The 23,640-nt window shown below is 59.3% G+C and carries 36 protein-coding genes; 4 read left to right on the top strand and 32 right to left on the bottom strand.

What is annotated here, in order from left to right:
- Positions 1-47: 47 nt before the first annotated feature.
- Positions 48-494: a VOC family protein gene (locus QA646_RS05340; protein WP_283057992.1), complete on the bottom strand. Its 447-nt coding sequence runs from the start codon at positions 492-494 to the stop codon at positions 48-50.
- Between the two features lie 282 nt (positions 495-776).
- Between QA646_RS05340 and QA646_RS05335 the strand changes: the two genes are divergently transcribed.
- A complete protein-coding gene (locus QA646_RS05335; RefSeq protein WP_283057991.1) occupies positions 777-1,106 on the top strand; it encodes a DUF1883 domain-containing protein in 330 nt (109 codons plus the stop codon).
- A gap of 8 nt (positions 1,107-1,114) precedes the next feature.
- Here the strand turns inward: QA646_RS05335 and QA646_RS05330 are convergent, their stop codons facing one another.
- Positions 1,115-2,431: a replication-associated recombination protein A gene (locus QA646_RS05330; protein ID WP_283057990.1), complete on the bottom strand. Its 1,317-nt coding sequence runs from the start codon at positions 2,429-2,431 to the stop codon at positions 1,115-1,117.
- Positions 2,428-3,831: a DegQ family serine endoprotease gene (locus QA646_RS05325; protein WP_283057989.1), complete on the bottom strand. Its 1,404-nt coding sequence runs from the start codon at positions 3,829-3,831 to the stop codon at positions 2,428-2,430. The genes QA646_RS05330 and QA646_RS05325 overlap by 4 nt, the downstream gene beginning before the upstream one ends.
- Positions 3,832-4,006: 175 nt before the next feature.
- Between QA646_RS05325 and QA646_RS05320 the strand changes: the two genes are divergently transcribed.
- Complete coding sequence (locus QA646_RS05320; RefSeq protein ID WP_283057988.1) at positions 4,007-4,354, top strand: lysozyme inhibitor LprI family protein; 348 nt, start codon at positions 4,007-4,009, stop codon at positions 4,352-4,354.
- Positions 4,355-4,560: 206 nt separating this feature from the next.
- Here QA646_RS05320 and ilvD read toward each other — a convergent pair whose 3' ends face one another.
- Entirely contained in the window at positions 4,561-6,399 is a 1,839-nt protein-coding gene (gene ilvD / locus QA646_RS05315; RefSeq protein ID WP_283057987.1) for a dihydroxy-acid dehydratase, read from the bottom strand.
- 344 nt (positions 6,400-6,743) lie between these two features.
- On the opposite strand from ilvD, the gene msrP reads away from it, so the two are divergent.
- Positions 6,744-7,691 (top strand): protein-methionine-sulfoxide reductase catalytic subunit MsrP, encoded by a 948-nt coding sequence (msrP, locus tag QA646_RS05310; RefSeq protein ID WP_283057986.1) that lies wholly within the window; start codon positions 6,744-6,746, stop codon positions 7,689-7,691.
- Positions 7,688-8,344 (top strand): protein-methionine-sulfoxide reductase heme-binding subunit MsrQ, encoded by a 657-nt coding sequence (gene msrQ / locus QA646_RS05305; protein WP_283058977.1) that lies wholly within the window; start codon positions 7,688-7,690, stop codon positions 8,342-8,344. The genes msrP and msrQ overlap by 4 nt, the downstream gene beginning before the upstream one ends.
- 25 nt (positions 8,345-8,369) lie before the next feature.
- Here msrQ and QA646_RS05300 read toward each other — a convergent pair whose 3' ends face one another.
- The 28 genes from QA646_RS05300 to rpsJ form a co-directional block, all read right to left on the bottom strand.
- The gene (locus QA646_RS05300; RefSeq protein ID WP_283058976.1) at positions 8,370-8,792 is read right to left on the bottom strand and encodes a DUF2809 domain-containing protein; all 423 of its coding nucleotides are present in this window, start codon (positions 8,790-8,792) and stop codon (positions 8,370-8,372) included.
- A gap of 172 nt (positions 8,793-8,964) precedes the next feature.
- Positions 8,965-9,387 carry a 50S ribosomal protein L17 gene (gene rplQ, locus QA646_RS05295; RefSeq protein ID WP_107107815.1) on the bottom strand — a complete coding sequence of 141 codons (423 nt, stop codon included), beginning with the start codon at positions 9,385-9,387 and terminating at the stop codon, positions 8,965-8,967.
- A 45-nt stretch (positions 9,388-9,432) separates the two neighbouring features.
- On the bottom strand, positions 9,433-10,443 hold the full coding sequence (locus QA646_RS05290; RefSeq protein ID WP_283057985.1) for a DNA-directed RNA polymerase subunit alpha: 1,011 nt from the start codon (positions 10,441-10,443) through the stop codon (positions 9,433-9,435).
- A gap of 103 nt (positions 10,444-10,546) precedes the next feature.
- On the bottom strand, positions 10,547-10,936 hold the full coding sequence (rpsK, locus tag QA646_RS05285; RefSeq protein WP_004118426.1) for a 30S ribosomal protein S11: 390 nt from the start codon (positions 10,934-10,936) through the stop codon (positions 10,547-10,549).
- Between the two features lie 133 nt (positions 10,937-11,069).
- The gene (rpsM, locus tag QA646_RS05280) at positions 11,070-11,438 is read right to left on the bottom strand and encodes a 30S ribosomal protein S13 (protein WP_004118424.1); all 369 of its coding nucleotides are present in this window, start codon (positions 11,436-11,438) and stop codon (positions 11,070-11,072) included.
- 218 nt (positions 11,439-11,656) lie between these two features.
- Positions 11,657-12,307 (bottom strand): adenylate kinase, encoded by a 651-nt coding sequence (locus tag QA646_RS05275; protein WP_283057984.1) that lies wholly within the window; start codon positions 12,305-12,307, stop codon positions 11,657-11,659.
- Positions 12,304-13,644, bottom strand: coding sequence for a preprotein translocase subunit SecY (secY, locus tag QA646_RS05270; protein ID WP_283057983.1), 1,341 nt, complete (start codon positions 13,642-13,644; stop codon positions 12,304-12,306). Before secY ends, QA646_RS05275 begins: the two co-directional genes overlap by 4 nt.
- A gap of 224 nt (positions 13,645-13,868) precedes the next feature.
- Positions 13,869-14,339: a 50S ribosomal protein L15 gene (gene rplO, locus QA646_RS05265; protein ID WP_104822792.1), complete on the bottom strand. Its 471-nt coding sequence runs from the start codon at positions 14,337-14,339 to the stop codon at positions 13,869-13,871.
- A 16-nt stretch (positions 14,340-14,355) separates the two neighbouring features.
- Positions 14,356-14,568 (bottom strand): 50S ribosomal protein L30, encoded by a 213-nt coding sequence (gene rpmD, locus QA646_RS05260; RefSeq protein WP_007690786.1) that lies wholly within the window; start codon positions 14,566-14,568, stop codon positions 14,356-14,358.
- Positions 14,569-14,581: 13 nt separating this feature from the next.
- Positions 14,582-15,151: a 30S ribosomal protein S5 gene (gene rpsE, locus QA646_RS05255; protein ID WP_028753962.1), complete on the bottom strand. Its 570-nt coding sequence runs from the start codon at positions 15,149-15,151 to the stop codon at positions 14,582-14,584.
- A gap of 128 nt (positions 15,152-15,279) precedes the next feature.
- Complete coding sequence (gene rplR, locus QA646_RS05250) at positions 15,280-15,642, bottom strand: 50S ribosomal protein L18 (RefSeq protein ID WP_028753963.1); 363 nt, start codon at positions 15,640-15,642, stop codon at positions 15,280-15,282.
- Positions 15,643-15,654: 12 nt separating this feature from the next.
- Positions 15,655-16,188 carry a 50S ribosomal protein L6 gene (gene rplF / locus QA646_RS05245; protein WP_283057982.1) on the bottom strand — a complete coding sequence of 178 codons (534 nt, stop codon included), beginning with the start codon at positions 16,186-16,188 and terminating at the stop codon, positions 15,655-15,657.
- A gap of 41 nt (positions 16,189-16,229) precedes the next feature.
- Entirely contained in the window at positions 16,230-16,628 is a 399-nt protein-coding gene (gene rpsH / locus QA646_RS05240; protein WP_112572299.1) for a 30S ribosomal protein S8, read from the bottom strand.
- 12 nt (positions 16,629-16,640) lie between these two features.
- A complete protein-coding gene (gene rpsN, locus QA646_RS05235; RefSeq protein ID WP_283057980.1) occupies positions 16,641-16,946 on the bottom strand; it encodes a 30S ribosomal protein S14 in 306 nt (101 codons plus the stop codon).
- 33 nt (positions 16,947-16,979) lie between these two features.
- Positions 16,980-17,537 carry a 50S ribosomal protein L5 gene (gene rplE, locus QA646_RS05230; protein ID WP_004118404.1) on the bottom strand — a complete coding sequence of 186 codons (558 nt, stop codon included), beginning with the start codon at positions 17,535-17,537 and terminating at the stop codon, positions 16,980-16,982.
- Positions 17,530-17,838, bottom strand: a complete 309-nt coding sequence (gene rplX, locus QA646_RS05225) for a 50S ribosomal protein L24 (RefSeq protein ID WP_028753968.1) — start codon at positions 17,836-17,838, stop codon at positions 17,530-17,532. The genes rplE and rplX overlap by 8 nt, the downstream gene beginning before the upstream one ends.
- Before the next feature lie 11 nt (positions 17,839-17,849).
- Complete coding sequence (rplN, locus tag QA646_RS05220) at positions 17,850-18,218, bottom strand: 50S ribosomal protein L14 (protein ID WP_003573790.1); 369 nt, start codon at positions 18,216-18,218, stop codon at positions 17,850-17,852.
- Between the two features lie 225 nt (positions 18,219-18,443).
- The gene (gene rpsQ, locus QA646_RS05215) at positions 18,444-18,683 is read right to left on the bottom strand and encodes a 30S ribosomal protein S17 (RefSeq protein WP_028753969.1); all 240 of its coding nucleotides are present in this window, start codon (positions 18,681-18,683) and stop codon (positions 18,444-18,446) included.
- Positions 18,684-18,695: 12 nt separating this feature from the next.
- Complete coding sequence (rpmC, locus tag QA646_RS05210; protein ID WP_007690763.1) at positions 18,696-18,896, bottom strand: 50S ribosomal protein L29; 201 nt, start codon at positions 18,894-18,896, stop codon at positions 18,696-18,698.
- Between the two features lie 11 nt (positions 18,897-18,907).
- Positions 18,908-19,321, bottom strand: a complete 414-nt coding sequence (gene rplP / locus QA646_RS05205; RefSeq protein ID WP_004118395.1) for a 50S ribosomal protein L16 — start codon at positions 19,319-19,321, stop codon at positions 18,908-18,910.
- A 36-nt stretch (positions 19,322-19,357) separates the two neighbouring features.
- Positions 19,358-20,083, bottom strand: coding sequence for a 30S ribosomal protein S3 (rpsC, locus tag QA646_RS05200; protein ID WP_283057979.1), 726 nt, complete (start codon positions 20,081-20,083; stop codon positions 19,358-19,360).
- On the bottom strand, positions 20,083-20,472 hold the full coding sequence (rplV, locus tag QA646_RS05195; RefSeq protein WP_015339603.1) for a 50S ribosomal protein L22: 390 nt from the start codon (positions 20,470-20,472) through the stop codon (positions 20,083-20,085). Before rplV ends, rpsC begins: the two co-directional genes overlap by 1 nt.
- Before the next feature lie 2 nt (positions 20,473-20,474).
- Complete coding sequence (gene rpsS / locus QA646_RS05190; RefSeq protein ID WP_004118389.1) at positions 20,475-20,753, bottom strand: 30S ribosomal protein S19; 279 nt, start codon at positions 20,751-20,753, stop codon at positions 20,475-20,477.
- 15 nt (positions 20,754-20,768) lie between these two features.
- Positions 20,769-21,605, bottom strand: a complete 837-nt coding sequence (gene rplB, locus QA646_RS05185) for a 50S ribosomal protein L2 (RefSeq protein WP_028753971.1) — start codon at positions 21,603-21,605, stop codon at positions 20,769-20,771.
- A gap of 11 nt (positions 21,606-21,616) precedes the next feature.
- Entirely contained in the window at positions 21,617-21,910 is a 294-nt protein-coding gene (locus QA646_RS05180; RefSeq protein WP_028753972.1) for a 50S ribosomal protein L23, read from the bottom strand.
- Complete coding sequence (rplD, locus tag QA646_RS05175; RefSeq protein WP_283057971.1) at positions 21,907-22,527, bottom strand: 50S ribosomal protein L4; 621 nt, start codon at positions 22,525-22,527, stop codon at positions 21,907-21,909. Before rplD ends, QA646_RS05180 begins: the two co-directional genes overlap by 4 nt.
- A 13-nt stretch (positions 22,528-22,540) precedes the next feature.
- A complete protein-coding gene (gene rplC / locus QA646_RS05170; RefSeq protein WP_283057970.1) occupies positions 22,541-23,182 on the bottom strand; it encodes a 50S ribosomal protein L3 in 642 nt (213 codons plus the stop codon).
- 39 nt (positions 23,183-23,221) lie between these two features.
- Positions 23,222-23,530, bottom strand: coding sequence for a 30S ribosomal protein S10 (gene rpsJ, locus QA646_RS05165; RefSeq protein ID WP_003547547.1), 309 nt, complete (start codon positions 23,528-23,530; stop codon positions 23,222-23,224).
- Positions 23,531-23,640 lie beyond the last annotated feature (110 nt).

Here is a 23,640-nt window from a genome sequence, read left to right as displayed (position 1 = left end):
GCCAAAGGCGCCCTCGGCAAGGGAGCGAAGCACGATCACCCCTACTTCTATTGCGCTCGGCTAAGTTCTTGGGCGAGTCCGATTAGAAGCCCTTCAGGCCCACGAATGTAGCAGAGCTGATACGCGTCTTTATACTGCACGACTTCACCTACAAGCTGCGCGCCGCGCGTACGGAGCCTTTCAAGCGTCCCGTCGAGGTCGTCCACGGCGAACATGACGCGGAGATATCCCAGGGCGTTGACCGGGGCATTCCGGTGATCTGCGACGACAGGGGGCGTGAGGAAGCGGGAGAGCTCGATCCTGCTGTGGCCGTCTGGCGTGCGCATCATGGCAATCTCGACACGCTGATCGCCCAGTCCAGTGACACGTCCGGCCCATTCTCCTTCGATCGTGGCCCGACCTTCCAGTTCGAGGCCGAGTTCGCGAAAGAAATCAATCGTCCCTTCGAGGTCTTCGACGACGATTCCTACGTTGTCCATCCGCTTGAGCGTCATGTTTCCAATCTCCAAGAAGTCGTTTCAATCTACGAGCTGTCGCCTCCCCTAACAACGGCCGCGGCACTGCATTTCGCGACGAAGGAATGCAACTATAATCCAGCCGATATATACACACTCCGCAGGGATGGATGTTCGAGCTCGATGGTTTGGCGATTATCCCCAAACCTACATCGTAGCAATTCGAAACAGGCTTCGATCGCCTCACGGCACCCGGTCCAACGCTTCCTTAACCGGCACTTGCTTAAAATAACGGCCGGGTGTCACCAGAGTAAAAGAGCAATGTCAAAGCCTGCCTTCCGTTACAGCCATTACGATCTAGGCGAGCAACGTGCCGGCACCGTGATCGAGATCACGCTGTCGGCCATCGCCAATGTCCGGTTGATGAACAGCTCGAATTTCGAGCGCTTTACGGAAACTCTGAAGCATCAGTTCCTCGGCGGCGTCGCCAAGAAATCGCCGATCCGGCTGTCCATTCCGGAGACGGGCCATTGGCATCTGGTCGTGGACATGGAGGGCCATAACGGGTTGGCGGAATCGAGCGTGAAGATGATCGACAAGGCCTCGGCGCCGCGCATACAGAAGGCAGCGGAAAACGTCACCGCCAGGTGACGTCTATCCTATTGTTCACCGCGCTCCTTGCGCAGCTTCGCCCACCAGTCCAGCCGCTTGCGGATTTCGCGCTCGAACCCACGCTCCGGCGGATCGTAGAAGATCTGGCGGCCCATCTTCTCCGGAAAATAATTCTGGCCCGAAAAGGCATCGGGTTCGTCGTGATCGTAGCGGTAGCCGTCGCCATATCCCTCCGTGCGCATCAGCTTCGTCGGTGCATTGAGGATATGTTTGGGCGGCAGCAATGAGCCGTTCTGCTTGGCGGCCTGCGTGGCGGCCTTGAAGGCGGTGTAGACGGCGTTCGATTTCGGGGCGGTGGCGAGATAGACGCAGGCCTCGGCTAGCGCCAATTCACCTTCCGGTGACCCCAGATAATCATAGGCATCCTTGGCGGCGTTGCAGATGACCAGCGCCTGCGGATCGGCAAGACCGATATCCTCCACCGCCATGCGCACCAGCCGCCTTCCGAGATAAAGCGGGTCTTCGCCGGCGTCGAACATGCGGGCGAGATAGTAGAGCGCCGCATCGGGGTCGGAGCCGCGCACGGACTTATGCAGAGCCGAGATCAGATTGTAATGGCCGTCCTGCGCCTTGTCGTAGACCGGCGCCCGGCGCTGCACGATCTTGACCAACGCGTCGGGATCGAAAAGCTCGTCCTTGCGCGCGGCACGCCAGACTTCTTCGGCAAGCGTCAGCACAGAGCGGCCATCGCCATCGGCCATGCGGATCAGGCTGGCGCGGGCATCCTCGGTCAATGGCAGCGGCCGGCCTTCCGCCTGCTCAGCGCGACGCAGCAGTTCTTCCAGGCTTTCCTCGTCATGCGCGCGAAAGGTCAGGACGCGCGCGCGGGACAGGAGAGCGGCGTTGAGCTCGAAAGACGGATTCTCGGTGGTCGCACCGACCAGGATGACAGTGCCATCCTCCATGACCGGCAGGAAGCTATCCTGCTGGGCGCGGTTGAAGCGATGGATCTCATCAACGAAAAGCAGCGTTTGGCGGCCATCCATGCGACGCAGGCGTGCGGCTTCAAACACCTTCTTCAGGTCGGCGACGCCGGAGAAGATTGCCGAGATTTGCTCGAAGGCCAAACCCGCCTCGCCCGACAGCAGCCGTGCTACCGTCGTCTTGCCGGTGCCGGGCGGCCCCCAGAAGATCATGGAGCCGAGCGAGCCGGAGTCGATCATCCGCCGCAGCGCTCCGTCCTCGCCGGTCAGATGTGGCTGACCGGTGACATCTGCCAAGGTTTGCGGCCGCAGACGGTCGGCGAGAGGCCGCCTCTTGGCGACCTCCTCCGGTATCCGTGGTGCAAACAGATCATCGCTCATCGGAAGAACTGCCGGATGCGTTGGCCGTCACGCTCGATTTCGACGCGCCAGAAGCTCGGATTGCCGGTAACGGCCTGCTGCAGCACGTCCGTCGAGGTGATCGCGACGCCGTTGACGGAAACGACGATATCCTTCGGCGCAAAACCAAGGCGCTCGGCCGGCGAATCCGCCTTCAGATTCTCGACCACGACGCCGTTCGCATCCGGCGGCAGATGCAATTCATCGGCGACGCGCGGCGACAGGTTGGCGACGGTCGCACCCGAGAAGGGATTGTTGCCCTGGATCAGCTTTTCCTCCCGCGGCGTGGATTCCGGCGCCGCAGCAAGCGTCATGCTGTCGTGCTGTTCCTTGCCGTTGTCCAGAACGGTCAAATCAACGGTCGCACCGAGGCCGGCGGTCGTCAGACGGTAACCAAGCGCATCCGGATGTTCGACGGGGATATTGTTGACGGCCGTGACGACCTCACCAACCTTCAGGCCAGCCTTCGCCGCAGGCCCGCCTTCGACCACCTTTGTCACAAGCGCACCGCGCACCTTGTCGAGCCCGAGCGCTTCGGCAACATCAGACGTGACCGGTTCAAAGGAAGCGCCGATATAGGGGCGATCGAAGGTCTTGTCGCCGCGATCGGCGGCAGCGAGAAAAACCTTGACCAGATTGGCGGGGATGGCAAAGCCGATGCCATTCGAGCCACCGCCCTGGGAAAAGATGGCCGTGTTGAGGCCAATCAGTTCGCCCGTCATGTTCATCAGAGCGCCACCGGAATTGCCGGGATTGATCGAGGCATCGGTCTGGATGAAGAAGCCGACCTCGTTCTTCACCTGGTTGCGCGCCAGCGCCGACACGATGCCGCTCGTCACCGTCTGGCCGACGCCAAAGGGGTTGCCGATTGCCAGCACGAGATCGCCCACTTCGACGGCATCGGAATTGCCGATTGGCAGGGCGGGGAAGCTCTGACTCTTTGATTGGATCTTCAGGACAGCGAGATCGACCCGATCATCCTTCAGGACGACATCACAGGGAAACTCGCGGCCATCAGACAGCGCGATCTTGATATCATCAGCGCCATCGATGACGTGGTTGTTGGTGATGACGGTGCCGTTCGCCTCGACGATGACACCGGAGCCTAGCGAGGCCTGCTTCTCGGTGCGATTCGGCATGCGCTGACCGAAGAACTGTTCGAAGAAGGGATCGCCGGCAAAAGGCGACCGTTGCTGTACCTGCCGCTCTGCATAGACATTGACCACAGCGCCGGCCGTCTGCTTGACCAGCGGTGCGAACGAAAGCTGCATTTGCATCTGGCTCTGCGGCACGGACTTGGCAGTCTGCGCCTCGGCAGAAAGCGGCATCGTCATGATGACGGCGATCATCGAAATGGCGGTGCGCTTCAGCAGGACCTGCATGGAATTTTCCTTCTTTAATGCTCTTGAAACAACGTTGTAGCGTCCGACGCTAGAAAGAAAAGAGGGCGGAAGCATGAAGTATAATTGGTGGTCCACGCGCGGGAAGAACAGGTATGATGAACAAAAACGCGTGATTGCGCATTTCGTTTCGGAAACCGGCAGATGGAGCAAAATCATGCGATCAACCAGCCTTGCGGCAGTCTTTCTCGTTACCTCCCTAGCGACGGCCAACACGTCGGAGGCCGCGAGCTTCAATTGCAATTCGCAGACCCTTCAACCGGACGAGAAGACGATCTGCGATAATAGAGCGCTCAACGATGCCGACGTGAAGATGGTGACGACCTTCGACCTGCTCTCCGGCCTGCTCGCAATGGGCTCACGCGGCACGCTGCAAGACGAGCAGACGGCCTGGCTGAAGAAGCGGCAGGCATGTGGTGCCGATGCCGCTTGCATCAAGGGAGCTTATGACGAACGGCTGAAAGCGCTGGATGAGACGTATAAGCGGATCAATCGGCCGCTTTAGCGGGCCTCTTGCTCTGTCGTCTCCTCGCCCCGTGTAAACGAGGAGAGGGCTACGGTAAGGGGCTACCGCGGTCCGGCAAACTCTGCCGTCGCGGCTGATTTCGAGAAGGCCCTCATCCGACTTGGGACAATTTCGCTGTGCTCAATTGTCCCAGCCCACCTCCTCCCCGCCCCTTCGACAAGCTCAGGACGGAGCGAAGGGCTTGATTACTTCCCGCCCAAATCCCTAACTGCGCCACGGTCAGCACTGGTCGCGAAGGCCGCATAGGCCTTCAGCGCCGTCGTAACGTTGCGCTTGCGCTGTTCTGCCGGGTGCCAGCCCTTAGCGTTCTGCGCTTCGCGGCGGGCAGCGAGTTCCTTTTCGTCGACGCGCAGGCTGATGGTGCGATTCGGGATGTCGATGTCGATCATGTCGCCTTCACGCACCAGGCCGATCATGCCACCATTGGCGGCTTCAGGCGAAACGTGGCCGATGGAGAGGCCCGAAGTGCCGCCGGAGAAGCGGCCGTCGGTGATCAGCGCGCAGGCTTTGCCGAGGCCCTTCGACTTCAGATAGCTGGTCGGGTAGAGCATTTCCTGCATGCCCGGGCCGCCCTTCGGGCCTTCATAGCGGATAACGACGACGTCGCCGGCCTTGATCTCATTGCTGAGGATCGCCTTGACGGATGCGTCCTGGCTTTCGAAGACCCGGGCCGGGCCAGAGAATTTCAGGATCGATTCATCGACGCCGGCCGTCTTCACGATGCAGCCATCGAGCGCGAGATTGCCCTTGAGAACAGCGAGACCGCCATCCTTGGAGAAGGGATGTTCCATAGAGCGGATAACACCATTCTGACGGTCGGTGTCGAGTTCTTCCCAACGTGCGTTCTGGCTGAAAGCAACCTGGGTCGGAATGCCGCCCGGTGCTGCGCGGAAGAACTCCCGCACGCTTTCGCTGTTGGTGCGGGTGATGTCCCAGCGGTCGATGGCATCGCCGAGGGTTTCGGCGTGAACGGTCGGGCAATCGCGGTTGATCAGGCCACCCTTGTCGAGTTCGCCGAGGATCGACATGATGCCGCCGGCGCGATGCACATCTTCCATATGTACGTCGCTCTTGGCGGGTGCGACCTTCGACAGGCAGGGCACGCGACGCGACAGGGCGTCGATGTCGGCCATGGTGAAATCGACTTCGCCTTCATGCGCGGCCGCGAGAATGTGCAGAACCGTGTTGGTGGAGCCGCCCATGGCAATGTCGAGCGCCATAGCGTTCTCGAAAGCCTGCTTCGAAGCGATGGAACGCGGCAGGACGGATGCGTCCTCCTGCTCGTAATAGCGGCGGGCGAGATCGACGATCAGATGGCCGGCTTCGACGAAGAGGCGCTTGCGGTCGCCATGCGTGGCAAGCGTCGAGCCGTTGCCCGGCAGCGACAAGCCGAGAGCCTCGGTCAGGCAGTTCATCGAATTGGCCGTGAACATGCCCGAGCAGGAGCCGCAGGTCGGACAGGCCGAACGCTCGATAACCTGAACGTCTTCATCGCTGATCTTGTCGTCGGCCGCGGCAACCATGGCGTCGACGAGATCGAGCGCATGCTTCTTGCCGTGCAGGACGACCTTGCCGGCTTCCATAGGGCCGCCGGAAACGAAGACCGTCGGGATGTTCAGGCGCAGTGAGGCCATCAGCATGCCGGGGGTGATCTTGTCGCAATTGGAGATGCAGACCATGGCATCGGCGCAATGGGCATTGACCATATATTCGACGCTGTCGGCAATCAGCTCGCGCGACGGCAGCGAATAGAGCATGCCGTCATGGCCCATGGCGATACCGTCGTCGACGGCGATGGTGTTGAACTCCTTGGCGACGCCGCCGGCGGCTTCGATTTCGCGCGCCACGAGCTGGCCGAGGTCCTTGAGGTGGACATGGCCGGGCACGAACTGCGTGAAGGAGTTGACCACCGCAATGATGGGCTTGCCGAAATCGCTATCCTTCATGCCCGTCGCGCGCCAAAGGCCGCGCGCACCGGCCATGTTGCGCCCGTGGGTCGTGGTTCTGGAACGATAAGCTGGCATCGTGTCTTCCTCGTCGTCTTGGAAATTGTGAGGCGCCGGCCGGCCAGAGGCTTTGCGCCGAAAGGAGCGCCGACATTCCTGCTTTTTGGAAATGTCCTAATCCAATCGAGCCGGACTGTCACTATCAACTCGACCGAATCCGGTACGCCGCAAGGGCAAGCTAGTCTCTGGCTCAGTCATCAGCGAAATGACATAGACAACACAAAGGGCTGTTTATTCCATCACGGAAGCACACAAAAAGTTGGTTTCCGTTGAAAAGAAATAACGTCGTAAGACGGTAACAAATCATGTTTCTCCCGCGTAGAGGCCGTATCATCTCTACGATCGTAGAAAGGAATATCGTAATGCCGTCCTATCGCCCGCCGAAGATCGCCTCTTCCGAGATCACGCCGCGCTCGGTCTATCTGAGGCGCCGGGAATTCCTGACGGCTGCGGCCGGCGCCGGCCTTGCGATTGCCAGCGGCAAAAGCGCTTTTGCCGCTACGTTGAACGCCACCAAGAGCAACTATACGGTCGACGAGAAGCTGACGCCGCTCAAGGACGTCACCACCTACAACAATTTCTATGAATTCGGTCTCGACAAGGCCGATCCGGCGAGGCTTTCGGGCAACTTCAAGCCGCGGCCCTGGACCGTCAAGGTCGATGGCATGGTCGGCAAACCCGGCACATTCGACATCGATGCGCTGATCAAGGAGTTTCCGACGGAAGAGCGCGTCTACCGCATGCGCTGCGTCGAGGCCTGGTCGATGGTCATCCCCTGGGACGGCTTTCCTCTCTCGGCCCTGCTCGACAAGGTCGAGCCGCTGGGCAGTGCCAAATTCATCGCCTTCGAAACGGTCGTACGGCCGGAGGAGATGCCCGGGCAGTCAGGCGTTTTCCAGTCGCTGAACTGGCCCTATGTCGAAGGCCTGCGGCTCGATGAAGCGTGCAATCCGCTGACACTTTTGGCTGTCGGTCTCTACGGCGAGACATTGCCGAATGCGAACGGCGCGCCGATCCGCCTTGTCGTGCCGTGGAAATATGGCTTCAAGGGCATCAAGTCGATCGTGCGCATCACCCTCACCGACAAGCAGCCAATAAACACTTGGCAAGCGACCAACGGCCAGGAATATGGCTTCTATGCCAACGTCAATCCGGCGGTGGATCATCCGCGCTGGAGCCAGGCGACCGAGCGCCGCATCGGCGAAGGCGGCTTCTTCGGCGCCAATCGTCACCCCACCCTGCCCTTCAACGGCTATGCCGATCAGGTCGCAAGCCTCTACGCCGGCATGGACCTGAGGGCGAATTTCTGATGGCTCTTTCCCTCGCCCTGCCCAAACGCTGGCAGCCGGCTTCCGTCTGGGCGCTTTATGTCATCGGTCTGATACCGGCCGCATGGGAATTCTATCTCGGCGCCACGGATCAGCTCGGCGCCGATGCGGTGAAGACCTTCGAGCTCTTCCTCGGGCTCTGGGCAATCCGCTTTCTGCTTCTGACGCTCGCCATCACTCCGGCACGCGATCTCTTTGGGTGGAACTACCTACGCTACCGGAGAGCGCTCGGCCTGCTTTGCTTCTACTACGCGCTGTTTCACCTGGCCGTTTACATGATCCTCGACCAGGCGCTCGACGTGCAGGCCGTCATCGACGATGTGCTGAAGCGGCCCTTCATCATGTTCGGCATGGCGGGGCTGGTCATGCTGCTGGCGCTGGCCGTGACGTCCAACAATTTTTCGATCAAACGTCTTGGCAAGACATGGATCTGGCTGCATCGGCTGGTCTATATCATCGCCGCCTGCGGCGCGCTGCATTTCGCGCTGTCGACCAAAGTGCTGTCGCTGGAGCAATATATCTATATCGGCTTGCTGATCGTCATGATCCTCTATCGGTCGTATCGGCCGATCATGATGGAGAAGCGCAGGGCAGCGCGGAAACCGATAGCCGTTTCCCGCTCCAGGGCCGCCTGAAGCGATCGCGATCTTTGAATAGCGTTCAAACCGAAGGTTTAGGCCTTGGCAGCGCACGATCAAGTACCAGCGCCACCGCAATACCGATGACATAGGCCAGGATATTCCAGAGCGAAAAGACTCGACCCAGCAACAAAGCTCCGGCGGTGGTCAATCGAAATGCGTCCAGCGCCGGCATATGCCAAAGCCTGAATAGCTCAACCAACACAGCCAAGATAAGCGCCACCGAGGCGATCCTGAAACGACCTGCCGAAACGAAGATTATCGCCAGGAGCCAATAGACCATCGCTCCCCACAATAGCGAGCCGCCATATTTGACGGCGACAAAGGTCAGATGCATCGCATAGCCATATCGCCGAAGCGCCAGGCCGCTGATTATGGTCAGCAGCAGTGCCGAGAACAAAAATACCCTTTCGCGTGTCTTTTTTCCCTGCGTGTCCATCGGCATCCTCACTGACAAATGCGCACAGGCCAGCACGCGACGCAGCAATGCAGCGCCGCTATTCCATAGCGATCTGGGGCATAAAAGTCCGCCCCGGCGGACCGTGGTGGACCGTAAACGACAAAAGGCCGGATGATCACTCATCCGGCCTCTTAATTCTATATTCGAAGCGAGCCGATTAAGCGGCTGCAGCTTCTTCTTCAGCAGCAACGCGAGCCTTGTCGGCTGCGCCCTTGGCGAGCGTGTCGCGATCGACGAATTCGACGACTGCGAGAGCGGCGTTGTCGCCCTGGCGGAAGCCAGCCTTCATGATGCGCAGATAGCCGCCGTTGCGGGTGGCGTAGCGCGAAGCGATCGTGTCGAACAGCTTCGAAACGACGGCTGCGTCGCGGATCTGCGAGATGGCCTGACGACGAGCGTGCAGGTCGCCGCGCTTGCCGAGGGTGACCAGCTTCTCGACGATCGGACGAATTTCCTTCGCCTTCGGGAGCGTGGTGACGATCTGCTCATGGGTAATGAGCGAAGCCGCCATGTTGGCGAACATCGCCTTACGGTGGCTAGCGGTTCTATTCAGCTTGCGGCCGGCTTTACCGTGGCGCATGGCTATTCTCCTTCACTTGCAGACATTCGCCCGCAGTTTGATTGGTTAGTATTGGTCTTCGTAACGCTTGGCGAGATCTTCGATGTTCTCCGGCGGCCATGCCGGCACTTCCATGCCGAGATGCAGGCCCATGGAAGCGAGAACTTCCTTGATTTCGTTCAGCGACTTGCGACCAAAATTCGGCGTGCGGAGCATTTCTGCTTCGGTCTTCTGAATGAGGTCGCCGATATAGACGATGTTGTCGTTCTTCAGGCAGTTTGCCGAGCGAACAGACAGTTCCAGTTCGTCCACCTTCTTGAGGAGCGCCGGGTTGAAAGCAAGTTCGGTGACTGCTTCTTCTTCGGCTTCCTTCTGCGGCTCGTCGAAGTTGACGAAGACGCCAAGCTGATCCTGGAGGATGCGAGCCGCAAAAGCGACGGCATCTTCACCGGTGATCGAGCCATCGGTTTCGATCGACATGCTCAGCTTGTCGTAGTCGAGAACCTGTCCTTCGCGGGTGTTTTCAACCTTGTAGGACACCTTCTTGACCGGCGAATAGAGGCTGTCGACCGGGATGAGGCCGATCGGAGCATCTTCCGCACGATTGCGCTCGGCGGGCACATAGCCCTTGCCGTTGTTGACGGTGAACTCCATGCGGATTTCGGCGCCCTCGTCGAGCGTGCAGATGACATGCTCGGGGTTGAGGATTTCGATATCGCCGACCGTCTGGATGTCGCCAGCCGTTACCACGCCTGGGCCCTGCTTGCGGACGACCATGCGCTTGCTGTCATCGCCGTCCATCTTGATGGCGATTTCCTTGATGTTCAGCACGATGTCCGTCACGTCTTCCCGAACACCCGGGATAGAGGAGAACTCATGCAGCACGCCGTCGATCTGCACGGCCGTCACAGCGGCGCCGCGCAAAGAGGACAGCAGAACGCGACGCAGCGCGTTGCCGAGGGTGAGACCGAAGCCACGTTCCAGCGGTTCAGCCACGAGCGTCGCCTTGGTGCGACCGCCCGAGGAGAACTCGACCTTGTTCGGCTTGATCAGTTCCTGCCAGTTTTTCTGAATCATGTTCTTGCCTTCCGTTCGTTGCCACCATCCAATCGTGACAACCGAGCTTGAGAAGCACCGAGCCGGACACAAATGCGCCGGCTGGTGCCGTGAGTGGCGATGATCAGACGCGGCGCTTCTTGCGCGGGCGGCAACCATTGTGCGGGATCGGGGTCACGTCGCGGATGGACGTGATCATGAAACCGGCAGCCTGGAGCGCGCGCAGAGCAGATTCACGGCCGGAGCCCGGACCGCAAACTTCGACTTCCAGCGACTTCATGCCATGTTCCTGGGCCTTCTTGGCGCAGTCTTCAGCAGCGATCTGAGCAGCGAACGGAGTCGACTTGCGCGAACCCTTGAAGCCCTTGGCACCAGCGGACGACCAGGCAATGGCGTTGCCCTGTGCGTCGGTGATGGTGATCATCGTGTTGTTGAAGGTCGAATTGACGTGCGCAACGCCCGACGTGATATTCTTGCGCTCGCGACGGCGAACGCGGACGGCTTCCTTGGCCATGGTAGTCCTTTCTTGGATCTCTTCACCGCCGTAATGCCAGCGGCTACACCGGAACGACGCCTGTATAGCCCCGTTCCAAATTCAAAAGAGGCCGGCGCAGACCGCCAGCCTCCCAAATCCGGCTTCCCGGAAATTACTTCTTCTTACCAGCAATAGCCTTTGCCGGACCCTTGCGGGTGCGGGCATTGGTATGGGTGCGCTGGCCGCGAACCGGCAGGCCGCGACGATGACGCAGGCCGCGGTAGCTGCCAAGGTCCATCAGACGCTTGATGTTCATTGCGGTTTCGCGACGAAGGTCGCCTTCGACCTGATAGTCGCGGTCGATGGTTTCGCGGATCTGCAGAACTTCTGCGTCCGTCAACTGATTGACGCGACGCTCAGCCGGAATACCGACCTTCTCGCAGATTTCCTGTGCAAACTTCGGTCCGATCCCGTGAATGTAACGAAGCGCAATTACTACGCGCTTTGCAGTCGGGATGTTGACGCCAGCGATACGAGCCACGCCTGTTCTCCTTGCATTCCCTCCGCCCGGGCAGAGGTCTTTGTTATGCAGCCCTGGAGCTGCTTGTTCAAACTTGGGTCCGCAACACGTCAAAACGACCGTACCCGGACTTCCCTACGGAAATCCGCGCCGATCGCATGGCATGTCGCGAGTTGGCGCGGTGTTTAGCGGAATCAGCGCAAAAAAGCAACCGCTCCGGCAAGTTTATTTTAGACCACCTACAGCTTGGACAGGATGGCCTCGATATCGGCGGTCACATGTTCGATATCGGCCATGCCGTCTACCGACTGCAGCTTGCCCTTGGCATAGTAATAGCCGATGAGCGGCGACGTTTCCTTGTAGTAGACCTGCAGACGCTCCACGACCGTTTCTCTATTGTCGTCGGCGCGGCGCTTGAAATGCGTGGAACCGCAGCGGTCACACACCCCTTCTACCCTCGGCTTCAAGTTTTCGTCGTGATAACCGGAGCCACAGTTGGCGCAAGTGTAACGGCCCGAAATACGATCGGCGAGTACGGCGTCATCCACCTTGATCTCGATCACGGCGGAAAGGTTGAGACCTTTCTCCCTCAGCATCGCCTCCGTCGCATCAGCTTGAACAAGCGTGCGCGGATAACCGTCAAGAATGAAGCCCTTGGCGCAATCCGGTTGGTCGATACGCTCGGACACGATCGCGTTGACTATTTCGTCTGAAACGAGCTTGCCGGCGTCCATGACAGCTTTGGCGCGCTTGCCAACGTCTGTCCCGGCTGCCACCGCGGCTCTCAGCATGTCGCCCGTGGAAAGCTGCGGAATGCCGTACCTTTCCACGATACGCTGGGCCTGGGTCCCCTTACCTGCTCCCGGCGGCCCCAAAAGTATCAATCTCATCGCCCCCTCTTTCCTCCACGCAGCTTCGATTTCTTGATCAGGCCTTCATATTGCTGTGCAATCAGGTGACCCTGAATCTGTGCCACCGTATCGAGCGTTACGCTAACCACGATCAGAAGCGAAGTGCCACCCAGGGACAGCGGAATACCTGTCTGGGACACGAGAATTTCGGGCAGAATGCAGACGAAGACAAGGTAGATCGCGCCGATCACCGTGATTCGGGTCAGCACATAATCGATATACTCGGCGGTGCGCTCACCCGGGCGAATGCCTGGAATGAAGCCGCCATGCTTCTTCAGATTGTCGGCCGTATCCTTTGGATTGAAGACGAGCGCGGTGTAGAAGAAGGCGAAAAAGGCGATCAGGGCACCGTAGAGCACCATGTAGACCGGCTGCCCGTGACCGAGGGCCGCAACGATGGAGGTGACCCACGTCGGCAGGGCCGTGTTGTTGCCAAGGCCGGCGACGGTCGCAGGCAGCAGCAGCAGCGACGATGCGAAGATCGCTGGAATAACACCTGATGTATTGAGCTTCAGCGGCAGGTGCGAGGTATCGCCCTGAAACATGCGGGTGCCGACCTGGCGCTTCGGATACTGGATCAACAGGCGGCGCTGTGCGCGCTCCACGAAGACGATAAGCCCGATGACCAGGACAGCCACAACGAGCACGGCCAGAATAAGGCCGGTCGACAAAGCGCCTGTACGACCGAGCTCCAGCGTACCGGCAACCGCGGTCGGCAGGCCTGCTGCGATACCAGCAAAGATGATCAGAGAAATACCGTTGCCGATGCCGCGCGAGGTGACCTGTTCACCAAGCCACATAAGGAACATCGTGCCGCCGAGCAGCGTGACGACAGTCGAAAGGCGGAAGAACCAGCCTGGATCGATGACCACGCCGTTACCGTGCTCCAGGCCGATTGCAATGCCATAGGCCTGCAGGGCGCCGAGCAGCACCGTGCCGTAACGGGTGTACTGGTTGATGATCTTGCGGCCCTGCTCGCCTTCCTTCTTGAGGTTTTCGAGCGCCGGCACGACCGAGGTCATGAGCTGCACGATGATCGAAGCGGAAATATAGGGCATGATACCGAGCGCGAAAATTGCCATACGCTGCACGGCGCCGCCGGAAAACATGTTGAAAAGGCCGAGGATGCCGCCGGACTGATTGTGAAAGGCTTGGGCATAGGCCGCCGGATTGAGGCCAGGGATCGGGATGTGCGTACCCAGACGGTAGACGAGGAGAGCGCCGAGCGTGAACCACAGTCGCTTCTTGAGATCCTCGGCTTTGGCAAAGGTCGAAAAATTGAGATTGGATGCCAATTGTTCCGCTGCAGAAGCCATGCAAATCTCCGCATTACCAATTCCGGCATAATCGGCCGGGTCCGGAATCAGTCTTTAATTGTTCAAAAGCCGGGCTTTGGACGGATTGCACTGCAATCGGATGCCTCACCCTTGGTTCCCGTTATTCCCTGAAAAGACACCGCTGCGTCGTTCAGGTTCGTGAGGCTCACATATGGGAGCAAAATCGCCCGGTGTGAAGCACCCCGGGCGATTTATTGATAAGATTATTCTGCGACAGAAGCGAGCAGCTTGATGGAACCGCCAGCCTTTTCGATCTTTTCGACCGCCGGCTTGGAGGCACCTGCAACTTCCAGCGAAAGCTTAGCCTTCAGTTCGCCGTCCGAGAGAACGCGTACGCCGTCCTTGACGCGGCGAATCACGCCTGCAGCCTTCAGAGCTGCAGCATCGACGGTTGCTTTTGCATCGAGCTTGCCGGCATCGACGGCAGCCTGGATGCGAGCCAGCGACACGACGACATAATCGGCAGCGAAGATGTTGGTGAAGCCGCGCTTCGGCAGACGACGGTAGATGGGCATCTGACCGCCTTCGAAGCCGTTGATGGCAACACCCGAACGGGACTTCTGACCCTTCACACCACGGCCGCCGGTCTTGCCGGAGCCGGAGCCGATGCCGCGGCCGAGGCGCTTGCGGCTATGGGTCGAGCCTTCGTTATCCTTGATCTCATTCAGTTTCATAGCGAATACCTCCGGCTCACTTCTCGTCGACAACGCGAACGAGATGCTGGACAGCACGGATCATGCCACGAACGGCCGGAGTGTCTTCCAGCGTGCGGCGACGGTGCATCTTGTTCAGTCCGAGACCGATCAGCGTCTTCTGCTGAACATCCGGACGGCGGATCGGGCTGCCAATCTGCTCGACCGTAACGGTCGCCTTGGCTTCAGCCTTCTTGGTCGTCTTGGCCATAGGTCAAACTCCCTTATTCTTCGGAGGCGTTGCCCGAGGAGGTACGGCGAGCCTGCAGGGTGGCATACTTGATGCCGCGCTGAGCTGCGATGTCCTTCGGGTGAACCTGGTGCTTCAGGGCGTCGAACGTGGCGCGAACCATGTTGTAGGGGTTCGACGAACCGGTCGACTTAGCGACGACGTCATGAACGCCGAGCGTTTCGAAAACGGCGCGCATCGGGCCGCCGGCGATGATACCGGTACCGACCTTGGCCGAGCGCAGCAGAACCTTGCCGGCGCCATGGCGGCCATGAACATCGTGATGCAGCGTACGGCCGTCACGCAGCGGTACGAAGATCATGTCGCGCTTGGCGCTCTCGGTGGCCTTACGGATCGCTTCCGGTACTTCGCGTGCCTTGCCATGACCGAAGCCTACGCGGCCCTTCTGGTCACCGACGACGACGAGAGCGGCGAAACCGAAACGGCGGCCACCCTTTACGACCTTGGCGACGCGGTTGATCGCGACCAGCTTGTCGACGAATTCGCTATCGCGCTCTTCACGGCTCTGGCGGTCTTCCCGCGGAGCCCTCTTTTCCTGTGCCATTGTCCTCTTCCTTTTTCTTTTCCGGGTGCAATCGGCAAACAAAACGAAGACCGCATCGACCTCCCGAAGGAGATCAGCGGTCCGGTGATATCCGGCCGGCGCTCGAAAGCTACCGGCCGGAAACTTGTTCAGAAGGTCAGACCGCCTTCGCGGGCTGCATCGGCCAGAGCCTTAATGCGGCCGTGATAGATGAAGGCGCCGCGGTCGAACACGACTTCCTTGACGCCGGCCTTGGAGGCGCGCTCGGCAACGAGCTTGCCAACCAGGGCAGCGGCTGCGGTGTCGGCACCGGTCTTCAGAGAACCGCGCAGATCCTTGTCGAGGGTGGAGGCAGACGCAAGCGTCTTGCCGGCCACATCATCGATGACCTGGGCGTAGATGTTCTTCGACGAGCGATGAACCGACAGGCGCGGACGGCCATTGGCCACCGACTTGAGTTGACGGCGCACGCGGTTGGCGCGACGCGCAAGTGCTTCTTTCCTGCTAGCCATTTCGCGTGATCCTTACTTCTTCTTGCCTTCTTTGCGGACGATCCGCTCTTCGGCATACTTCACGCCCTTGCCCTTGTAGGGCTCGGGACCGCGGTATTCGCGGATTTCAGCGGCAACCTGGCCAACCTGCTGCTTGTTGATGCCGGTGACGACGATTTCCGTCGGCTTCGGCACAGCGATCGTGATGCCCTGCGGCGGCTCATAAACCACGTCATGGCTGAAGCCGAGCGCGAGCTGCAGGTTCTTGCCCTGCATGGCGGCACGGTAGCCGACGCCGTTGATTTCGAGCTTGCGCTCGTAGCCGTCCTTGACACCCTTCAGGATGTTCTCGATCATCGTGCGGGACATGCCCCACTTTGCGCGAGCATCCTTGGAGTTGCTGAGCGGCGTTACGACAATTGCGTTGTTTTCCAGCTTGAGACCGATTTCGTCGTTAGCAACGAAAACCAGTTCGCCCTTGGGGCCCTTAGCAGTCACCTTCTGGCCTTCAACCGAGGCCGTGATTCCTGCAGGCACCTGAACGGGCTTTTTACCGATACGAGACATTTTTCAAACCTGTCTGTTTCGAAGGAGATCCCTGTTCGATCTTAGAAGACCGAGCAGAGAACCTCGCCACCAACATTCTGTTCGCGAGCCTGGTGATCGGCCATCACACCCTTCGGAGTCGAAAGGATGGTGATGCCGAGGCCGTTCGCGACCTGCGGAATGGACTTGACCGAGACATAAACTCGGCGGCCCGGCTTGGACACACGGCCGATCTCACGGATCACCGATGCGCCTTCATAGTACTTGAGCTCGATGTTGAGCTCAGACTTGCCGTTGCCGAAATCGACGACGGAGTAGCCACGGATGTAGCCTTCAGCCTGCAGAACATCGAGAACACGCGCACGAAGCTTGGACGCAGGCGTCGAAACCGACGACTTGCGGCGCGAAGCACCGTTGCGGATACGGGTGAGCATATCGCCCAAAGGATCAGTCATAGTCATCTAATCTGCTCCTTACCAGCTCGACTTGACGACGCCCGGCACTTTGCCGAGGTTGCCGAGTTCACGCAGCGCGATACGCGACATGCGCAGTTTGCGGTAATAGGCGCGCGGGCGGCCCGACACTTCGCAACGATTGCGAATGCGGGTCTTCGATCCATCGCGCGGGAGCGATGCCAGCTTCAGGGTGGCCTTGAACCGGTCTTCGATCGGAAGGGACTGGTTCATGATGATTGCCTTCAGGGCAGCCCGCTTCGCGGACTGGTTGGCAACCGTATTGCGGCGGCGCTTGTTCTTTTCGACTGCGCTTGTCTTCGCCATATCAGGGTTCCTTTTCTACGCTCGTCGTTACGGTTATTGACGGAACGGGAAGTTGAACTCTTTCAGAAGAGCCCGAGCTTCGTCGTCCGTTGTCGCCGTCGTGCAAACGATGATGTCCATGCCCCACATCTGATCAACCTTGTCGTAGTTGATCTCAGGGAACACAATGTGCTCCTTGATGCCCATGGCGAAATTGCCACGACCGTCAAAGCTTTTCGGGTTCAGGCCGCGGAAGTCGCGAACGCGCGGAAGCGCGATGTTGACCAGACGATCCAGGAACTCATACATGCGGGCGCCGCGCAGCGTCACCTTGGCGCCGATCGGCATGTTTTCGCGGACCTTGAAGCCAGCGATGGAGTTGCGTGCACGGGTGATGACCGGCTTCTGGCCAGCGATAGCCGCCAGGTCGGCAGCAGCAACGGTCGGCTTCTTCGAATCAGCCGTCGCTTCGCCAACGCCCATGTTGATCACGATCTTGTCCAGCTTCGGGATCTGCATCTCGTTAGCGTAGGAGAACTTCTCCTGCATGGCTGCACGGATGCGAGCAACGTATTCTTTCTTGAGCCGCGGCTCGTACTTTGCCTCAGCCATCGATCACTTCTCCCGAGGTCTTGGCCACACGGACCTTCTTACCATCTACAACCTTGAAGCCGACGCGGGTCGGCTTGCCGTCCTTGTCGACGATCGCAATGTTGGACAGGTGAAGCGGGGCTTCCTTGCTGATGATGCCGGCTTCCTGGGTCTGCGTCTGGCGCTGGTGGCGCTTGATGACGTTGACGCCACGGACGACCGCGCGGTCTTCCTTCGGCAGCACTTGAATAACTTCGCCGGTACGGCCCTTGTCCTTGCCGGTCAATACGACGACCTTGTCGCCTTTACGGATCTTTTGCATCGCTCCGCTCCTTAAAGTACTTCTGGAGCCAGCGAGATGATCTTCATGTGGTTCTTGGCGCGAAGTTCGCGCGGAACCGGTCCGAAGATACGGGTGCCGATCGGCTCTTTCTTGTTGTCGATGAGGACTGCTGCATTGGTATCGAAGCGGATGACGCTGCCATCCGGACGACGGATGTCCTTGGCGGTGCGAACGACAACCGCCTTCATCACGTCACCCTTCTTCACGCGGCCGCGCGGAATGGCTTCCTTGATCGAAACGACGATGACGTCGCCGATCGAGGCATACTTGCGCTTCGAGCCGCCCAGCACCTTGATGCACATGACACGACGAGCGCCGGAATTATCCGCCACGTCGAGGTTTGTTTGCATCTGAATCATGTCAGGTCGCCTTCTTGTTGTTACCGGAATGGTTGGGCAAAACAGCCCCCTACCCCGGCTTATGGACTAGTGTCTTGTCTGATTTCTCCGGCATTCGCGACCACCTGGGTCGCCTTCGCCGGTCATCAATAAAGCAAAAGAACGCCCGTTCTCGAGCGTCCTGCTTCCAAGCTCGTGCTTCATACAGATATTTCGCCCAAGCGCAAGGGCCTGAGCGAAATTCTGTTACTTGGCCTGGGCGGAAACGACCGTCCAGGTCTTGTCCTTGGAGATCGGCGCGCATTCCTCAATGGAAACGACGTCGCCGACCTTGTACTGATTGTTTTCGTCGTGAGCCTTGTACTTCTTGGAACGACGAACGGTCTTCTGGAGCAGCGGGTGAGCGAAACGACGCTCAACGCGGACAACTACCGTCTTCTCGTTCTTGTCGCTGACCACGACGCCCTGCAGAATGCGCTTCGGCATGTTATTCTTCCTTTAGGCCTTTGCTTCTGCCGCCTTCTGGCGGGCAATGGTTTTCACGCGAGCGATGTCCTTGCGAACTTCGTTGATGCGCGAGGACTTTTCAAGCTGGCCGGTCGCCTTCTGAAAGCGCAGATTGAACTGCTCCTTCTTCAGCTTGGCAAGCTCATCCTTGAGTTGGTCGGCGCTCAGGGCGCGAACATCTGCGGCTTTCATGAGCTTCTTCCTTACTCTGCAATGCGCTGCACGAAGCGCGTCTTGACCGAGAGCTTGGCGGCGCCGAGGCGCAGAGCCTCACGAGCGATTTCTTCGCTCACACCATCGATCTCGAACATCATACGGCCGGGCTTGACCTTGCATGCCCAGTATTCGACAGAGCCTTTACCTTTACCCATACGGACTTCGGTCGGCTTTGCGGTTACCGGAACATCCGGGAACACGCGGATCCATACACGGCCGGCGCGCTTCATATAGCGCGTGATCGCGCGGCGAGCCGCTTCGATCTCACGAGCGTTGACGCGGTTGGGCTCCTGCGACTTCAAACCGAATTCGCCGAATGCGAGGTCAGAACCACCCTTGGCAACGCCCTTGATGCGGCCCTTAAATTGCTTGCGGTACTTCGTACGCTTTGGCTGCAACATTTTCTTATTCTCCGAACTTATCTGCCACGAACGCTATCAAGCGTTTTCGCGGCGGCGGTCTCTATCGCGATCGCGGCTAGCCGGACCCTGGGCGTCGCCCTCGAGCGCGCGGCGTTCGGAGGCCATAGGATCGTGCTCAAGGATTTCGCCCTTGAAGATCCAGACCTTGATGCCGCAGATGCCGAAAGCGGTTTCTGCTTCAGCCGTACCGTAGTCGATGTCGGCGCGCAGCGTATGCAGCGGCACGCGACCTTCACGGTACCATTCCGTACGAGCGATTTCCGCACCGCCGAGACGGCCGGCGCAGGTGATCTTGATGCCTTCGGCGCCAAGACGCATCGCGGACTGAACGGCGCGCTTCATGGCGCGACGGAAAGCAACACGGCGCTCGAGCTGCTGAGCGATCGACTGGGCAACCAGCGTCGCGTCGACTTCCGGCTTGCGCACTTCAACGATGTTGAGATGCGTTTCGGAATTCGTCATGTCCGACAGCTTCTTGCGGAGCTTGTCGATGTCAGCGCCCTTCTTGCCGATGATCAGGCCCGGACGAGCCGAGTGGATCGTGACGCGGCACTTCTTATGCGGACGTTCGATCACCACCTTGGAGATACCGGCCTGCTTCAGTTCGTTCATGACGAACTTGCGCATTTTCAGATCTTCGTGAAGGAGCTGGCCATACTCGGCATTGTCCGCAAACCAGCGGCTATCCCAGGTACGGTTGATGCCAAGACGAAAACCGATTGGATTGATTTTCTGACCCATTATGCGGCCTCCTCTTGAGCTTCCACTTCACGAACGACGATCGTCAGGTGTGCGAACGGTCGCTCGATACGAGATGCGCGGCCACGGCCACGAGCGTGGAAACGCTTCATCACGATCGACTTGCCGACGTAGGCTTCTGCCACAACCAGCGAATCAACGTCGAGATCGTGGTTGTTTTCTGCGTTGGCGATCGCAGATTCGAGCGTCTTCTTGACGGCACCTGCAATGCGCTTGCGCGAAAATTCCAACTCAGCGAGTGCGCGATCAACCTTCTTGCCGCGGATCGAAGCCGCGACCAGGTTGAGCTTCTGCGGGCTGACACGGAGCGTACGCGCAACTGCCTGCGCCTCATTGTCCTTCAGCCGGCGTTCGGTTTTTGCCTTGCCCATTGTTACTTCCTCTTCGCCTTCTTGTCCGCACCGTGACCATAATAGGTACGGGTCGGGGCGAACTCGCCGAACTTGTGTCCGACCATGTCTTCATTGACGCTGACCGGAATATGCTTGCTGCCGTTGTAGACACCAAAGGTGAGACCAACGAACTGCGGCATGATGGTGGAGCGACGGCTCCACATCTTGATTACTTCGCTGCGTCCGCCTTCGCGCACCTTCTCAGCCTTCTTGAGAAGATAGCCGTCAACAAACGGACCTTTCCATACTGAACGAGCCACTTGAGACTTCCTCTCTTACTTCTTGCGCTGATGGCGCGAGCGCATAATCATCTTGTCGGTCGACTTGTTCGACCGCGTACGCTTGCCCTTAGTCGGCTTGCCCCACGGGGTCACCGGATGGCGACCGCCGGAGGTGCGGCCTTCACCACCGCCGTGCGGATGGTCGACCGGGTTCATGACAACGCCGCGGTTATGCGGCTTCTTGCCACGCCAACGCGAACGACCGGCCTTGCCGTCATTGATGTTGCCGTGATCCGGGTTGGAAACCGCACCGATCGTTGCAAGGCAGGTGCCATGCACGAGGCGCTGTTCGCCCGAGTTAAGGCGAAGAATCGCCATGCCCTGGTCACGACCGACGAGCTGAGCGTAGGAACCGGCGGAGCGAGCGATCTGACCACCCTTGCCCGGCTTCATTTCCACGTTATGGATGATGGAGCCGACCGGGATGAACTGAAGCGGCATGGTGTTGCCCGGCTTCACGTCAACGACCTTTTCCGAAGCGATGACCTTGTCGCCGGCAGCGAGACGCTGCGGAGCGAGGATATAGGCCAGTTCGCCGTCCGTGTACTTCACCAGAGCGATGTAAGCGGTACGGTTCGGGTCGTATTCGATGCGCTCGACGGTTGCCTCGACGTCGAATTTGCGACGCTTGAAGTCAACCAGGCGATAAGTACGCTTGTGACCGCCACCCTGGAAACGCACGGTGATGCGACCGGTGTTGTTGCGGCCACCCTTAGAAGTCAGGCCTTCGGTCAGCGTCTTGACCGGCTTGCCCTTGTAGAGCGAGGAGCGGTCGACAATGACGAGCTGTCGCTGGCTCGGGGTCGTCGGATTGAATGTTTTCAATGCCATTTTCTTATTCCTCAGAGACCGGTGGAGACGTCGATCGACTGGCCTTCGGCGAGCGTCACAACAGCCTTCTTCACGTCCTTCTGCTTGCCGACGAGACCTTTAAATCGCTTGGTCTTGCCCTTGCGCAGCAGAGTGTTGACGGCCGTGACCTTGACGCCGAACAGCGCTTCGACGGCAGCCTTGATTTCAGGCTTCGTCGCGGTCTTGGCAACGTTGAAAACAACCTGGTTGTTATCCGAAACCAGCGTGGACTTTTCGGTGATCGCAGGAGAAACGATCACATCGTAATGGCGAAGATCCGTCACTTGAATCGCTCCTCTAGAGCTTCAACTGCAGCCTTGGACAGCACAAGCTTGCCGCGGCGCAGGATGTCATAAACGTTGATGCCCTGGATCGGCAGAACATCGATGTTCGGGATGTTCTGAGCCGCGAGCTTGAAGTTGTTGTCGAGCTCAGCGCCACCGATGAAGAGCGCATTGGTCAGGCCAAGCGTCTCGAAGGTGCTGGCCAGAGCCTTGGTCTTTGCATCGGCTGCAACCAGGCTGTCGATGACAATGACGTCTTCGGACTTCAGCTTGGCAGACAGAGCGTGACGCAGGCCGAGGGCGCGAACCTTCTTCGGCAGATCATGTTCATGGCTGCGCACGACCGGGCCGTGAGCCTTACCACCGCCGCGGAACTGCGGAGCGCGAGCCGAATGGTGACGAGCGCGGCCCGTACCCTTCTGCTTGTACATCTTGGCGCCGGTGCGGGACACTTCAGCGCGGCCCTGGGCCTTGTGCGTACCCTGCTGCTTCTTGGCGAGCTGCCAGCGAATGACGCGTGCGAGGATGTCCTCACGCGGCTCGAGGCCGAAAATCGCATCAGAAAGGGAAACCTTCCCAGCGTCTTTTCCCTCGAGGGTCTTGACGTTCAATTCCATTGGTTTGGCTCCCTTACTTCGCGGCCGACTTGACGGCATCGCGCACGATGATCCAGGCACCCTTGGAGCCGGGAACTGCACCCTTGACGAGGATCAGACCGCGATCTTCATCGGTCAATACCACTTCGAGGTTCTGCGTCGTGACGCGGGTCTGGCCCATGTGACCAGCCATCTTCTTGTTCTTGAACACCTTGCCCGGATCCTGGCGCGAGCCGGTCGAACCGTGCGAACGGTGCGAAACCGATACGCCGTGCGTGGCGCGCAGACCGCCGAAGCCGTGGCGCTTGATGGCGCCGGCAAAGCCCTTACCGATCGTCGTGCCGGTCACGTCGACGAGCTGACCCGCCGTGAAGTGACCTGCGTTGAGCTCGGTGCCGACTTCAAGCAGATTGTCATCCGTGACACGGAATTCTACGAGCTTGGCCTTCGGCTCTACGCTGGCAACGGCGAAGTGACCACGCAGGGCCTTCGTCGTGTTCTTGACTTTCGCCTGGCCGGCACCGAGCTGAACTGCGGTGTAGCCATTCTTTTCTACTGTGCGCTGGGCCACGACCTGGCAGCCATCCAAACGCAATACGGTTACCGGGACATGCTCGCCGGCGTCGTTATAGACGCGGGTCATTCCCACCTTCTGTGCAATCACACCTGAACGCATCGGTTCAATCCTTCTCACTCAGCTCGAGGACCAGAGGTCTCAGAGCTTGATCTCAACATCGACACCGGCGGCGAGATCGAGCTTCATCAGCGCGTCTACCGTCTGCGGGGTCGGATCAACGATGTCGAGAAGGCGCTTATGAGTGCGCATCTCGAACTGCTCGCGGCTCTTCTTGTCGATGTGCGGGGACCGGTTTACCGTGAACTTCTCGATACGAGTCGGAAGCGGAACGGGGCCCCGGACGCTAGCACCGGTGCGCTTCGCCGTCGACACGATCTCGCGCGTGGAAGCATCGAGAATTCGGTGATCGAACGCCTTCAGGCGAATGCGGATATTTTGGCCGTTCATTCGACGTTATCCTTGTGTTTTGTTATCTCGCGTGCCGCTAAAAAAGGGCACGGATTGTTCTTTTTCCTAAGGCGGACCACCGGTTTCAAAGATCGAGAGGGACGCCTGCT

Source organism: Rhizobium sp. CB3090 (genome assembly GCF_029714285.1).
Taxonomy (GTDB): Bacteria; Pseudomonadota; Alphaproteobacteria; order Rhizobiales; family Rhizobiaceae; genus Rhizobium.
This window is presented reverse-complemented; position numbering and strand designations above follow the sequence as displayed.

What these genes read in the sequence shown, in the direction of transcription:
- QA646_RS05290 (WP_283057985.1), bottom strand. Translation starts at nt 10,443, where the DNA reads ATGATTCAGAAAAACTGGCAGGAACTGATCAAGCCGAACAAGGTCGAG.
- rplR (WP_028753963.1), bottom strand. Translation starts at nt 15,642, where the DNA reads ATGGCTAGCAGGAAAGAAGCACTTGCGCGTCGCGCCAACCGCGTGCGC.
- rplX (WP_028753968.1), bottom strand. Translation starts at nt 17,838, where the DNA reads ATGCAAAAGATCCGTAAAGGCGACAAGGTCGTCGTATTGACCGGCAAG.
- rpsH (WP_112572299.1), bottom strand. Translation starts at nt 16,628, where the DNA reads ATGACTATGACTGATCCTTTGGGCGATATGCTCACCCGTATCCGCAAC.
- ilvD (WP_283057987.1), bottom strand. Translation starts at nt 6,399, where the DNA reads ATGCCAGCTTATCGTTCCAGAACCACGACCCACGGGCGCAACATGGCC.
- QA646_RS05330 (WP_283057990.1), bottom strand. Translation starts at nt 2,431, where the DNA reads ATGAGCGATGATCTGTTTGCACCACGGATACCGGAGGAGGTCGCCAAG.
- QA646_RS05300 (WP_283058976.1), bottom strand. Translation starts at nt 8,792, where the DNA reads ATGCCGATGGACACGCAGGGAAAAAAGACACGCGAAAGGGTATTTTTG.
- rpsK (WP_004118426.1), bottom strand. Translation starts at nt 10,936, where the DNA reads ATGGCCAAGGAAGCCGTCCGCGTTCGCCGTCGCGAGCGCAAGAATATC.
- QA646_RS05340 (WP_283057992.1), bottom strand. Translation starts at nt 494, where the DNA reads ATGACGCTCAAGCGGATGGACAACGTAGGAATCGTCGTCGAAGACCTC.
- secY (WP_283057983.1), bottom strand. Translation starts at nt 13,644, where the DNA reads ATGGCTTCTGCAGCGGAACAATTGGCATCCAATCTCAATTTTTCGACC.
- rpsN (WP_283057980.1), bottom strand. Translation starts at nt 16,946, where the DNA reads ATGGCGAAGACAAGCGCAGTCGAAAAGAACAAGCGCCGCCGCAATACG.
- rplF (WP_283057982.1), bottom strand. Translation starts at nt 16,188, where the DNA reads ATGTCTCGTATCGGTAAAAAGCCCGTTCAGGTGCCTGCAGGAATCACG.
- rplQ (WP_107107815.1), bottom strand. Translation starts at nt 9,387, where the DNA reads ATGCGCCACGGTAAAGCCGGCCGCAAGCTGAATAGAACCGCTAGCCAC.
- QA646_RS05320 (WP_283057988.1), top strand. Translation starts at nt 4,007, where the DNA reads ATGCGATCAACCAGCCTTGCGGCAGTCTTTCTCGTTACCTCCCTAGCG.
- msrP (WP_283057986.1), top strand. Translation starts at nt 6,744, where the DNA reads ATGCCGTCCTATCGCCCGCCGAAGATCGCCTCTTCCGAGATCACGCCG.
- rplO (WP_104822792.1), bottom strand. Translation starts at nt 14,339, where the DNA reads ATGAAACTGAATGAGATCAAGGATAACGAAGGCTCGACCCATAGCCGC.
- rplN (WP_003573790.1), bottom strand. Translation starts at nt 18,218, where the DNA reads ATGATTCAGATGCAAACAAACCTCGACGTGGCGGATAATTCCGGCGCT.
- rplC (WP_283057970.1), bottom strand. Translation starts at nt 23,182, where the DNA reads ATGCGTTCAGGTGTGATTGCACAGAAGGTGGGAATGACCCGCGTCTAT.
- rpsC (WP_283057979.1), bottom strand. Translation starts at nt 20,083, where the DNA reads ATGGGTCAGAAAATCAATCCAATCGGTTTTCGTCTTGGCATCAACCGT.
- rpsE (WP_028753962.1), bottom strand. Translation starts at nt 15,151, where the DNA reads ATGGCACAGGAAAAGAGGGCTCCGCGGGAAGACCGCCAGAGCCGTGAA.
- QA646_RS05275 (WP_283057984.1), bottom strand. Translation starts at nt 12,307, where the DNA reads ATGAGATTGATACTTTTGGGGCCGCCGGGAGCAGGTAAGGGGACCCAG.
- QA646_RS05325 (WP_283057989.1), bottom strand. Translation starts at nt 3,831, where the DNA reads ATGCAGGTCCTGCTGAAGCGCACCGCCATTTCGATGATCGCCGTCATC.
- rplB (WP_028753971.1), bottom strand. Translation starts at nt 21,605, where the DNA reads ATGGCATTGAAAACATTCAATCCGACGACCCCGAGCCAGCGACAGCTC.
- rplE (WP_004118404.1), bottom strand. Translation starts at nt 17,537, where the DNA reads ATGGCTGAGGCAAAGTACGAGCCGCGGCTCAAGAAAGAATACGTTGCT.
- rplV (WP_015339603.1), bottom strand. Translation starts at nt 20,472, where the DNA reads ATGGGCAAGGCAAAAACCGAACGCCGGCTGAAGGACAATGAGGCGCAG.
- rplD (WP_283057971.1), bottom strand. Translation starts at nt 22,527, where the DNA reads ATGGAATTGAACGTCAAGACCCTCGAGGGAAAAGACGCTGGGAAGGTT.
- QA646_RS05335 (WP_283057991.1), top strand. Translation starts at nt 777, where the DNA reads ATGTCAAAGCCTGCCTTCCGTTACAGCCATTACGATCTAGGCGAGCAA.
- rpsJ (WP_003547547.1), bottom strand. Translation starts at nt 23,530, where the DNA reads ATGAACGGCCAAAATATCCGCATTCGCCTGAAGGCGTTCGATCACCGA.
- rpsQ (WP_028753969.1), bottom strand. Translation starts at nt 18,683, where the DNA reads ATGCCGAAGCGCATTCTGCAGGGCGTCGTGGTCAGCGACAAGAACGAG.
- rplP (WP_004118395.1), bottom strand. Translation starts at nt 19,321, where the DNA reads ATGTTGCAGCCAAAGCGTACGAAGTACCGCAAGCAATTTAAGGGCCGC.
- rpmD (WP_007690786.1), bottom strand. Translation starts at nt 14,568, where the DNA reads ATGGCCAAGACGACCAAGAAGGCTGAAGCCAAGGCGACCGTTACGGTC.
- rpmC (WP_007690763.1), bottom strand. Translation starts at nt 18,896, where the DNA reads ATGAAAGCCGCAGATGTTCGCGCCCTGAGCGCCGACCAACTCAAGGAT.